Annotated in this window: 4 protein-coding genes; 1 reads left to right on the forward strand and 3 read right to left on the reverse strand. The window is 57.3% G+C overall.

The annotated features are described in order from the left end of the window. Window positions 1–59: 59 nt before the first annotated feature. The 3 genes from ACYAS9_RS27850 to ACYAS9_RS27860 form a co-directional block, all read right to left on the reverse strand. A complete protein-coding gene (locus ACYAS9_RS27850) occupies window positions 60–824 on the reverse strand; it encodes a hypothetical protein (protein WP_463571682.1) in 765 nt (254 codons plus the stop codon). Window positions 825–1,203: 379 nt separating this feature from the next. Beyond that, a complete protein-coding gene (locus tag ACYAS9_RS27855; protein WP_463571684.1) occupies window positions 1,204–2,097 on the reverse strand; it encodes a hypothetical protein in 894 nt (297 codons plus the stop codon). A gap of 1 nt (window position 2,098) precedes the next feature. Continuing rightward, a complete protein-coding gene (locus ACYAS9_RS27860) occupies window positions 2,099–4,216 on the reverse strand; it encodes an NACHT domain-containing protein (RefSeq protein WP_463571685.1) in 2,118 nt (705 codons plus the stop codon). Between the two features lie 442 nt (window positions 4,217–4,658). Here ACYAS9_RS27860 and ACYAS9_RS27865 point away from each other — a divergent pair. Beyond that, window positions 4,659–13,199, forward strand: an 8,541-nt coding sequence (locus ACYAS9_RS27865; RefSeq protein ID WP_463571686.1) for an amino acid adenylation domain-containing protein, incomplete at its 3' end; no start/stop codon positions are given.

The raw sequence follows: 13,199 nt of genomic DNA on the forward strand, positions 1-13,199 counted from the left end.
CCTTTTTGCTTGTCAAAAAGCCTATCTTATTGAAAGGGCTTTTTTGAAGAAGTTGGAGCTTATGAAAATAGCGTTTTTGCAGCATTGACTTGGCTGGAACCAATCAAGTTAATGTATTCTGGTTTTGTCGCAGGCGGCACGATCCAATCAATAATCTTAATGGCGCTTAAGTCTGTAGTATAAAGTTCTATTATTTCTCCAGGAGTTGCGCCAAGTTCATGTTTTATAGTTCTTCGTATGTGGCCAATTGGGTCGGATTTAAAGTTGCCGTTCTTTACAATGTCGCGAAAGTAGACATCTATATGGTGGTCGGCTTGCCCGTGTTCGAACCACTCGTATCTTGGAGGGATAGAATAGTCAGCTTCGAATCCGGATTCAGTTTCTTTGTACACAAAAAAAGCGGTGGCTGGATGGAATCCGTTTGGGAACTCTAGGAAAATAGTAGGTTGAGTAATGCGGAGTTTTAACAGTGCGAAATAGCTTGTTGAGCTAGCGTCGCGATAGCAATATTCGCCGGCATAAAAAGCACTTTGAGACATCCATAAATTGTTGCGGCTTTTAAAGAGCTTATTAATATCCACGATAGGCGATCTTGAACGAATTCCTGAGTAGAAAATTGTGTCTTTATCAACGATGCAGGACTTTGCCCCGATTTTGCTCCAGATTTCCATTATGGATCTATGTGTGTTGGAGAATTCTGGAACTGATTTTTTTGGTAGCTTCCTATTTTTCTCTGTTTTGCTTAAGGAGAGAATTTCAATTTTTTGCAATTCAGATGTAGTGGGTGTATTAGGTTTTTTTTTGAAGGGGTTTAGAATATTCATTTTGTGTGAGCTGTGTTATTAAATTAGGTTGTGAGTGAGAAGCTCTATGCAATTGCCGCTCCTCTTGCGTATTGGTCTGAAGAATGCTGGAATTAACGATCCTCGTCGATAGTAATACCTTCCGAAAATCTTTTCTTTATGTGAAATTTGCCACGTTTAATCTACTGATTGAGCCAAAACGATTAAAAGCCGCCCATCACCACTTGGTATCTATCGCCATTAACGGATGTTCGACTATGTCCGCTTCAGATCCAAAGTGGACGGTCGCGAAAGGAAGCCTTCGCCGAAATCAGTCTTTCGGCGGTTGGACACCCGAAAATACTCAATGGTATCGTAATCAAGGATCAACTGATTTTGTAAGTAGTTGCCAATTCGGGTCCTAAGTTTCTGTCTCCATGTGTGACTCCTCAAATATATCAATTATTGGAGGTGGAGTGGCGGCTGTTATCTTCTCTGATTTTATAAAAAAATAATTACACAAGTAAACGATATTGTCAGGAGTGATTGGGATGGATATTTTTCTATTGGACAATTTTTCCATCAGCTTTTTTCTATCCACTCTATAGATGGATTTACCAACTCCAAGATCTTCATCTAAGATGGCAGTGATTTTCGGGCTAATTGTGCCGTTCGATCTCAAACGGAATTTTGCCCTAAGCATCTGTGTCCATTCAGATTGTTTATAGTGCCGGTACGCCAAATCTTCTAGGACCTTCAGCATGCTCCAGTCTGAAGTTTCTAAGCTGGCGTAAATGCCATTAAGTGCTCTATCTAGGTCTGAGTGACTTTCCCAGTCCTCTTTGCATTTGTATCTCAGATCATGCTCTACTTCATGCCAGCCTTCAGACAAGATCGTTCTGATCTGTACTTCAAACGTCCTGTCAATGCAATCATATTTTTTAAATATGCTACTGGTCTCGGCTATATGGTCTGGGAGTCTAAACACTAAGTTGCATCGCGTTGCAGAGAAGCTGCTTCCATTTGGAGAATCAATGGTTGACGATTTAGCATCATAGATGAAAATATTTTTAATTGTGTCGATTGCTATTTTTTGGTCGTCCAAAAAATAAAGGGCGATGCGTATGCCGAATATATCTTGGATCTTTTTTCCATTGCGGCTGTACTTTCCAGGCTCTCTGTTGATTTTGCTTGCGATCGAGTGTTCAGATTTTGATCTAGAGAAGACTCGGCACAGCAAGCCGAGTTTGGCTAGCTCAGCTTCAATAATATCCTGCAACTGCTTTGCGATACGAAGTTCGGAGGAGTTATACATTTTAGGACTTTCCCAGCAGTTCTTTTATCTCAGGAATAAACGTCATATTTAGCTCTAGGAAGCTAATTTTATCTCCTTCAAGGAGAAACTGCTTATTTCTCAGCTCTGAAATCGCCGCCAATATCTGCTCTTGAGAAAAAAAGCTATTGTAAGCGCAGATAACCCGTATAGGGCGGTGCTTAGTGAATGTAGGACGTCCACGAGGCCAGAATTTTTCAAGTACGTATATTTGAGCTTTAACAGATTCATTTAAGTCCGGCAGTAGTTCATTTGCTTCGTCAGACTGAGATAGTTGACTTAAAAAACCTTCCGTATCGCTGTGGCATCCGCGAGTAAATATATCACCAAAAATGCCTTGATGATTAACTGTGCAGCTATAGAATTTACAATTCACAAATGTGACATTTTGAAGGTTGGAAGTGTTGAAGGAAGTATTGGTGAACGCGCAGCCAATAAATAGATAATTTTTAATAATTTCAATAGCGCCTAACTCGACGGCGCCTATTTCGAGGTTTTCTATCGCGCTATCTGACAGTTCGATATCTGCATTGCCAGTTAAACTAATCGTAAACGAAAGCTTGTCACTCGCAGGAAGAAACTCTAAAAAGAATTTTATGGACTGCCAGAATGTTTCACGTCGAATGTTAGATCTCGGCAAGGTAGCCACTACTGAAGGTTCGACAAATCTAGCGCTTCCAACCCATTCACCAGTAGTATCTTCTATAATTAATTCTGAACAAAAATTCCCTAGTACGAACTCATTTACAAATCCAATTCCTTGCCCATCATCTGAGCTTCTGTCTAGAAGTGCATGGCCAGCCAGTTTGGTTACCAGCTCATCCAAGGTTGGTCTTTCATCGGCCGGATATTGCTTGCGTGTGCTATCAAGTAAGTCGCTAAATCCATCAAAAATTACTTCTGAGATATAATCTCTTGATTCTGAGGTGTAGTCTAAAGCCATCATGTCCTTGGCGATGTGCTTGAGTATTTTGTATTGATCGCCCGGTAACACTCTTAGATCTTGGCGCTTACGCTCCCGCTCCAACATTGAGTTGAAGTATTTGTCTACGATCAAGTCCGGTGACTGTACAGCCTCTGTAAATTGCTGGTCCGTGATGCACCGAATATAAGATAGTAGTACGGGGTTATTTAGTCTGTCGATGGGAAATTTTAACTTTCTAAGCTCTTCTAGTCTGTTGGGTGGGATCCAATCATTAATAGTTGGTTCACTTATTCTAATTCTATATATCTCAAAATCTTCATTGTGAGACTCAACCCAGCTATGAAATTCATCTCCATCGAAAATAGCAGTTCGACGAGTAGTCAATACTACTTTTGCGGAGTTTTTTAATAGTTCCCCAATTGTTTCAAGCATTGGCTCAGTGTTGTCATAACCATCACCTTCTTTGTTTTTGCTTTGGTGGAGAAGTTCATCAAAGCCATCCAATATAACAGGAACGTTCCCGTTTTGGATTTCAGACCTTACAAGTGCGGAACTGAGGAGAGGAAAGCTACGATCAATTTCGTCAAGTAATACATATCGAAAAATTTTTGCTTGGCGATTTCTAGATAGCTCACTAAAAAGAGGAACTTTGTCAGCTGAGCATGTAGTGATTTTTTTTAGTAACTCAAAAGCAGTACATGTTTTTCCAAAGCCAGCCGCCGCCTCAACTAAAAATAGCACTGGTTTTCTTACGGAAAGTCTTGAAAAGATTTCCTGAACTACATCATTTTCGCCTGGCTTTTCATTGATGGTGTAGTTAGAGTTTATGTAAGAATATACACCCTCGTCAGAGTGTATTTTAGTAATGGCGTCTGCATGTTTTTCATACTCTTTGTCTAGGCGAGACTTTGTCGACTCTACCGAGAAGAAGCCCTTGAAAAGCTCCTGCTCTACTGAGGAGTTGTTTTCATAGTTGCGTATTTTACATGCGAAGCCGGATCTTTTAAATTCGTCGAATACTTTTTCTTCATCTCCATTGCCGTTGACTTTTACAATATCTGCGTTATGAAAGTGTCCGGACCTAATGGTGTAAACATATATTCCATCCTCTCGGCACTTCGCAGATTCAAATCCATATTGTTTATATATTCTAGTAAGTGAACTTGGGTCTATCATGCTTACTCCATAAAGCATCTGATTCGAATGCTGTGCATTGATGTCTATATGATATCACTCTCCGTGTGGCGGTAGGTGTTCGCTTTCCCATAGATCGGTCGCCAGTGGTAACCACAGCGGATTCGACACTGCATGATGTCAAGGTCGAAACGCGTCTATCTGGTCAGCAGTGGGTTGCTGCGGGACCAGTAGTGCTCAGAGTCACGCGGCACCGGCACGATTGTGGATCTGTCGCTTCTGTCCAAACGCCGCCCCCGGTGGCCCCATGTCCCCCCTTCCCATGTCCCCCCTTCCCATGTCCCCCCTTCCCATGTCACCCCCCACCCCTCAAATCTTCTAATTTCCCACCCCACTAGCGAGCCAGGACGGCCCGCGTTGGCTTTACACCCGGAACATGCCCCCGCGCACGTTCCCGTCAACGATTCTCAAGGCAGGTCACCCCATGCATTTGCGCGATTTGATGGCTGTTCTCTCCACCCACGCAATCGGTCTTCAACGCGAAGGTGATGACCTGGTCATCCTCGGCAACGACGATTCTCTGGACGACGCGCTCTGGGATCATCTGATCACCCACAAGGCCAATCTGCTGGACATGCTCGCCATCCGTGGCGGCAACTGGCTGAGCCCTGCCTATCGCATTACCCCGGACATGCTGCCGCTGGTGAATCTGGACCAGGCGGCCATCGACCGTATCGTTGAAACGGTGCCGGGCGGGGTGGCCAATGTTCAGGACATTTACCCGTTGGCGCCGTTGCAGGAGGGCATGCTGTATCACCATTTGAGCGCGGCGCAGGGTGATCCTTATGTCTTGCAGGCGCAGTTTGCCTTTGCCGATGCCGGGCGGCTCGAGGCGTTTGGTGAGGCGTTGCAGTGGGTGATCGATCGTCACGATATTTTGCGCACGGCGGTGGTGTGGGAGCGGCTCGACGAGCCGTTGCAGGTGGTCTGGCGGCAGGCGACCCTGGTGCGTGAGGCGCTGGCGCTGGACACGTGCGGGGATGTGTTGGCGCAGCTGCGGGCGCGTTACGATTCTCAGCATTTCCGCCTGGATGTGCGACAGGCGCCGTTGTTGCGGCTGGTGTATGCGCAGGATCCTGCGAACAGCCGGGTGGTGGCGCTGTTGTTGTTTCATCACATGGCGCTGGACCACACGGCGCTGGATGTGGTGCGCCGCGAGATTCAGGCGTTTCTGGCCGGGCAGACGGCGCAGGTGGCGGCGGCAGTGCCGTTTCGCGATGCGCTGGCGCGGGTGCGCTTGAACAACGATGTGGCGGCGCAGCAGGATTTTTTCCGCGCGATGCTCAGCGACATCGATGCGCCGACCTTGCCGTTCGGTGTGCAGGCGCAAGACGGGCAGGTGATCGAAGAGACCCGCTTGATGCTCGACAGCCCGTTGAGCCTGCGCTTGCGCGCTCAGGCACGGCAGTTGGGTGTCAGTGTGGCGAGCCTGTTGCACCTGGCGATGGCGCGGGTGCTGGGGCAGTTGTCGGGCCCGTCATCGGAGCGGCAGGCGGTGGTGTTCGGCACGGTGTTGCTGGGGCGCATGGACGCCGGCGACGGCAGCGACCGGGCGCTGGGCATGTTTATCAATACCTTGCCGCTGCGGGTGGATGTCGGCGAGCAGGGCGTGCGCGACGGGGTGTTGAGCACCCATCAGCGCCTGACGGCGTTGCTCGATCATGAGCAGGCGTCGCTGGCGCTGGCCCAGCGTTGCAGTGCCGTGGCGGTGCCGACACCGCTGTTTGGCGCGATTCTCAATTATCGCCACAGCGATGCCGGCGACAGCGCCGAGGTCATCGAGGTGGCGCCGGGTATTCAGGTTCTGGGCAGTGAGGAGCGCACCAATTATCCGCTCACGGTGAATATCGATGACCTGGGCGAGGCGCTGCGCATCACCGTGCTGGCCGACACGCGCATCGGTGCGCAGCGCATTGCCAATTACTTGCACAGCACGCTGTACAGCCTGGTCGAGGCGCTGGAGGTCGAGCCGCACGCGCCGTTGCACCGCTTGAATATCCTCCCGGCCGAGGAGCGTCAGCACCTGTTGCACGGTTTTAACGCACCAGCGCAAACGTTTGCTGATGTGCCTTTGATCCATCAGCAGTTTGAGGCCCACGCGCTGGCGCGCCCGCAGGCCACGGCGCTGATTTTTGAAGGCCAGACCCTGAGTTACGGCGAGCTGAACCGTCGTGCCAATCAGGTCGCGCATCAGTTGCTGGCGCTGGGGGCGGGGGCTGATGACCGGGTGGCGATCTGTGTCGAGCGCGGTGTCGAGATGATGGTCGGCCTGTTGGGCGTGCTCAAGGCCGGGGCCGGTTATGTGCCCATCGACCCGGGTTATCCGCAGGAGCGAATCAATTTCACGTTGCACGACAGCGCGCCGGTGGCGGTGCTGGTGCAGCCGGATACCCGCCATTTGATAGCGGCTGCCGGTGTGCCGGGCATCGAGTTGGGCAGCGCTGCATTGGCGTACTTTGCGGACAGTAACCCGGTGATCGTCGACCTCGGCAAGCGTCACCTGGCCTATGTGATTTACACCTCCGGCTCCACTGGCACGCCCAAGGGGGTGATGGTCGAGCACCACAACGTCACGCGGTTGTTCAGTGCCACGCAGGCCGATTTTGCTTTCAATGCGCAGGATGTGTGGGCGCTGTTCCATTCATTCGCGTTCGATTTTTCCGTGTGGGAAATCTGGGGCGCGCTGAGTCATGGCGGCCAGTTGCTGATCGTGCCGCAGCGGGTCAGTCGTTCGCCGGACGAGTGCTATGCGTTGCTGTGCCAGCATGGCGTGAGCATTTTGAACCAGACGCCCAGCGCGTTTCGCCAGTTGATTGCCGCGCAGCAGGCCAGCCCGCTGAAGCATTCGCTGCGCGAGGTGATTTTCGGGGGTGAGGCGCTGGAGCCGGGCATGCTCAAGCCGTGGTACGCGCAGCTCGGCAATGCCGGCACACGGTTGGTGAACATGTATGGCATCACTGAAACCACGGTGCATGTCACCTATCGGCCGTTGCAGGCGCAAGACGCCCAGTTGGTCGGGGTCAGCCCGATTGGCCGGGCGATTGCCGATTTGCAGCTGTATGTGCTGGATGAGCAGCGCGAGCCGCTGCCGGTGGGCGTGGTCGGCGAGCTGTATGTCGGCGGCGCCGGCGTGGCGCGCGGGTATCTGAACCGTGAGCAGTTGAGTGCCGAGCGCTTTATTGCCGACCCGTTCAGCGGCCGGACTGCGCCAGGGACGACGGCGCGGCTGTACAAGACCGGCGACCTGGCGCGCTGGAATGCCGACGGCAGCCTCGATTACCTGGGGCGTAACGACGATCAGGTCAAGATTCGCGGTTTCCGGATCGAACTGGGCGAAATCCAGGCGCGGCTGGCAGCCTGTGCCGGGGTGCGCGAGGCCGTGGTGATTGCCCGTGAAGATCAACCGGGCGACCAGCGCCTGGTGGCTTACTGGATCGCCACTGCGGGCGCGGAGCCGGCGGCGGCCGTGCTGCGTGAGCAGCTGTTGCAGTCACTGGCCGACTATATGGTGCCGAGCGCCTTTGTGCGCCTTGAAGCCTGGCCGTTGACGGTCAACGGCAAGCTGGACCGCAAGGCCTTGCCGCGCCCGGACAGCGAGGCGTTGGCCCGGCGCGGGTTCGAAGCGCCAGTGAGCGATACCGAGCGCCGCATTGCCGCGCTCTGGCAGGATTTGTTGCAGGTCGAGCGGGTGGGGCGGCAGGACAATTTCTTCGAGCTGGGCGGGCATTCGTTGCTGGCGGTCAAGCTGGTCGAGCGCATGCGCCAGCAGGAACTGCACGCTGATGTGCGCGTGCTGTTTGGCCAGCCGACACTGGCGGCACTGGCCGCCGCGGTGGGCGGTGGGCATGAGGTGGCGGTGCCGGCCAACCTGATTCCGGCAGGCGCCGTAGAGATCACGCCGCAAATGCTGCCGCTGGTGAGCCTGGATCAGGCGCAGATCGACCGGGTGCTGGCCAGCGTGCCGGGCGGTGCGGCCAATGTGCAGGACATCTATGGCCTGGCACCGTTGCAGGCCGGCATTTTGTATCACCACCTGGCCAGCGACGCCGGCGACCCGTATGTGTTGCAGGTGCAGTTCGCCTTTGACGGGCTGGCGTCGATCAAGGCCTTTGTCGCGGCGCTGAACGCGGTGATCGGCCGGCATGACATTTTGCGCACCAGCGTGGTCTGGGAAGGCCTGCCGGAACCGGTGCAAGTGGTCTGGCGCCAGGCTTCGCTGGCGCTGGAACGCATCGACGAAAGTGAACTGCACGGTGATGTGCTGGAGCACTTGCAGGCCCGCTTCGACCCGCGCCATTACCGCTTGCACCTGCAACAGGCGCCGCTGATGCGCCTGGCGTATACCCAGGACGCGGCCAATCAGCGCTGGGTCGGCATTTTGCTGCTGCACCATATTCTGCTCGACCACACCGGGCTTGAGGTGCTGGTGGCAGAAATCAGCGAGCACTTGCAAGGCGTTGGCCAATTGCAGCCCGCGCCTGCGCAGTACCGTAACTATGTGGCCCAGGCGCGGCTGGGGGCGAGCGATCAGGCGCATGAGGCGTTCTTCAGCGCCATGCTCGGCGATGTCGACGAAGCCACGGCGGTGTTCGGCCTGCACGACATTCATGGCGACGGCAGCGCGGTTGTCGACAGCCATCTGCAACTGGACGCGACCCTTGATCGGCGCGCCCGGCAGCAGGCGCGTCAACTCGGGATCAGCGTCGCCAGCCTGGTGCATCAGGCCTGGGCACAGGTGCTGGCGCAGCTTTCCGGGCGCCAGGATGTGGTGTTCGGCACCGTGCTGCTGGGGCGTTTGCAGGGCGGTGCGGGAGCCGATCGGGCGTTGGGCATGTTCATCAATACCTTGCCGCTGCGGGTCGATACCGCAGGCGCGAGTGTGGCTGATGGTGTCCGTGCCACGCATCAGCGTCTGGCGCAATTGCTCGGTCATGAGCAGGCCTCGCTGGCCCTGGCGCAGCGTTGCAGTGCGATGGCCGGCGGGCAGCCGCTATTCAGCAGCCTGCTCAATTACCGCCATAGCGCCGCGGCCGAGCGGACCGGCGCTGCGCGTTGGGCCGGTATTGAAGTGCTCAGCTCGCGCGAGCGCAGCAACTACCCGCTGACCGTCAATGTCGACGACCAGGGCGATGGCCTGCGTGTGACCGTGCAGGCCGTGGCGTCGGTGGACGGTGCGCGGGTCTGCGAGTACTTCAGCACGGTGCTGGAGAACCTGATCGCCGCGCTGGAACACTCAGCGCCGACGCCGTTGCAGGCGCTGTCGAGCCTCTCGGCCCGCGAGCGTGAGCGCGTGCTGGTCGGCTTCAACCTGACCGGTCGACCGTTCCCCCGCGAGCAGACCGTGCAGCGCTTGTTTGAACACCGGGCTGCCACTCATCCCGAGGCCGTGGCGGCGGTGCATGGCGCGCAGCAGTTGAGCTACCGCGAGCTGAACGCGCAGGCCAACCGCCTGGCCCATCACCTGATCAGCCTCGGTGTGCAACCGGGGCACAGCGTGGCGTTGTTGCTGGAGCGTTCGCTGGCGTTGCTGGTCGCTCAGTTGGCGGTGCTCAAGTGCGCGGCGGTGTATGTGCCGCTGGACATCAACGCGCCGGCCGAACGCCAGGCGTTCATGGTGCAGGACAGCCAGGCGCTGCTGACGCTCGACGCGAACGGTCTCGAATCGTTGCCGCTGAACGACTACCCGGCGCACGACCCGCAGGTGATGCAGTCCGCCGAATCGGTCGCCTACATCATGTACACCTCCGGTTCTACCGGCACGCCCAAGGGTGTGCTGGTGCCGCACCGTGCGATCAGCCGGCTGGTGCTCAATAATGGCTATGCCGACTTTGATGAGCACGACCGGGTCGCGTTTGCCTCCAACCCGGCGTTCGACGCCAGCACCCTGGAAGTCTGGGCACCGCTGCTCAATGGCGGCCGCGTGGTGGTGGTCGATCAGCAGACGGTGTTGTCGCGCCAGGCCTTCGCCGACGTGCTGGCCGCGCAGGCGATCACCGTACTGTGGATGACCGCCGGGCTGTTTCACCAGTACGCCGCCGACCTGCTGCCAGCCTTCAGCCGTTTGCGCTACCTGATGGTCGGCGGCGATGTGCTGGACCCTGCGGTGATCGCCCTCGTGTTGCGCGACGGTGCGCCGCAGCATCTGCTTAATGGCTACGGCCCGACCGAAGCCACGACCTTTACCACCACGTTCGAGATCGATGCGGTGGGCGCGGGCAGCATTCCGATTGGCCGGCCGGTCGGCAATAGCCGGGTGTATGTGCTCGATGCCTGGCAGCAACCGTTGCCGGTGGGAGCGGTGGGCGAGCTGTATGTCGGCGGCGATGGCGTGGCCAAGGGGTATCTGAACCAGCCGCAACTGAGCGCCGAAAAATTTCTCGTCGACCCGTTTGTGGCCGACAGCAGCGCACGCATGTACCGCACCGGCGACCGTGTCAGCTGGCAGGCCGACGGCACCTTGTTGTACCTGGGGCGCACTGACCAGCAAGTGAAGATTCGCGGCTTCCGCATTGAACCGGGCGAAATCGAAGCGCGCCTGGCCAGCTTGACGGCGATTCGCGAGGCGGCGGTGCTGGTGCGCGAAGAGACGCCGGGCGACAAGCGCCTGGTGGCGTATTTCACCCTTCACCAGGGCGAACAGGCCCCGGCCATCAGCGATCTGCACGGGCATTTGCACCGCCTGTTGCCGGACTACATGGTGCCCTCGGCCTATGTGCAGCTTGCGCAGTTGCCGCTGACCAGTAACGGCAAACTGGACCGCCGCGCCTTGCCGGCACCGGATCAGGACGCGCTGCTCAGCCGTGGTTATGTCGCCCCGCAAGGCGCGACCGAAATCGCCCTGGCGCAGATCTGGGCCGAGTTGCTCAAGGTCGGCCAGGTCGGCCGTCATGATCACTTTTTCGAACTGGGCGGGCATTCGTTGCTGGCGGTGACGCTGATCGAGCGCATGCGCCAGATCGGCCTGAGTTGTGATGTGCGTGCGCTGTTCAGCCAGCCAAGCCTGGCCGCGCTGGCCGATGCGGTGGGCAGCGGCCGCGAGGTGAGCGTGCCGGGCAATCGGGTGCCGCACGATGCGCGGTCCATCACGCCCGACATGCTGGCGCTGACCACGCTGGCGCCGGGGGCCATCGCGCGCATCGTTGCCAGCGTGCCGGGTGGCGCGGCCAATGTGCAGGAAATCTACAGCCTGGCGCCGTTGCAGGAAGGCATTCTGTATCACCACATCAGCGCCGCCCAGGGCGACCCGTACCTGTTGCAGTCGCGCCTGGCATTCGACAGCCTGGCGCGGCTGCACAGTTTTGCCGCGACCTTGCAGCAGGTCATCGACCGCCACGACATTTTGCGCACCTCGGTGGTCTGGGAAGGTTTGCCGGCGCCGCAGCAAGTGGTGTGGCGCAAGGCCGAGCTGCCGCTGCTGGAAGTGCCGCTGGACCCGGCCAAGGGCGACATTCTCGAGCAATTGCATGCACGTTTCGACGCCCGTCATTACCGCCTGGACCTGAGTCAGGCGCCGCTGCTGCGCATCGTCTATGCCCACGACCCGGCGCAGCAGCGGGTGGTGGCGATTCTGTTGTTTCACCATCTGGTGCTGGACCACACGGCCATGGAGGTGGTCGGCCAGGAAATGCAGGCGCTGATGTTCGGTCACGGCGCCACATTGGGCACGCCGGTGCCGTACCGCAACTACGTGGCGCAGGCGCGGCTGGGCGCGGACGAGCAGGAGCACGAGGCGTTTTTCCACGACATGCTCGGCGATATCGATGAGCCGACGCTGCCCTTTGGCCTGCAAGACGTACAGGGCGACGGCAGCGGCATTCAGGAAGCCCGTCGGGCGCTGGACCCGGCGCTGAGCCTGCGCCTGCGCAGCCAGGCCCGGCACTTGGGGGTCAGCGCCGCAAGCCTGATGCACCTGGCCTGGGCGCGAGTGCTGGGCGTTCTGGCCAACCGTCGCGACGTGGTGTTCGGCACCGTGCTGCTGGGCCGCATGCAAGGCGGCGAGGGCGCCGACCGGGCGCTGGGGGTCTTTATCAACACCTTGCCGCTGCGCGTCGATGCCGGCGGCAGCGTGCGCGACGGCGTACGCATCACCCACCAGCGGCTCACCGCCTTGCTGGGCCACGAACATGCATCGCTGGCCCTGGCCCAGCGTTGCAGCGCGGTGCCGGCGTCATCGACGCTGTTCAGCGCCTTGCTCAATTACCGCCACAGCAGCGCCGAGCACTCGCCGCGCGACGGCCAGGGCATCTGGGAAGGCGTGCGCCTGCTTGGCGGCGAAGAACGCAGCAACTACCCGCTGACCCTCAGCGTCGATGACCTGGGCGAAGACTTCACCCTGACTGTACTCGCCGCTGCGAACAGCGGCGCCGAACGAATCGGCGGCTATATGCTCACGGCGGTAGAACAACTGGTCGCGGCGCTGGAACAGCAGCCGCAGCAGCGGCTCGATCAGTTGCCGATCCTGCCGGTGAGCGAGCGGACGCAGGTGCTGGAAGGGTTCAACGCCACGCAGGCGGACTATCCGCAGGGCTTGAGCATTCATCGGCGCGTTGAGCAGCAGGCTCAAGCGCGGCCGGAGGCCGTGGCGGCGGTGTACCAGGATCAGTCGCTGACCTATGCCGAACTGAACCGGCAGGCCGACGGGCTGGCGCAGCACTTGATCGGGCTGGGCGTGCAGGCGGACGACCGTATCGCCATCGTCGCCCGGCGCGGTCTGGAAACGCTGGTGGGGTTATTGGGCGTTTTGAAGGCCGGGGCAGGGTATGTGCCGATTGATCCGGCGCATCCGGCCGAGCGGATCGAGTATTTATTGACGGATAGCGCGCCGAAGGTGGTGTTGACCCTCCGCGCATTGCGTGGACGCTTGCCCGACTTGGCTGTGCCGGTTATTGATCTGGACCGTGGTGAATTCTTCGCGGCTAAAGCCGCTCCTACGCGAAAAATGCGGTCCGTCGTAGGAGCGGCTTTA

It is taken from the genome of Pseudomonas sp. HP_08 (assembly GCF_055284095.1).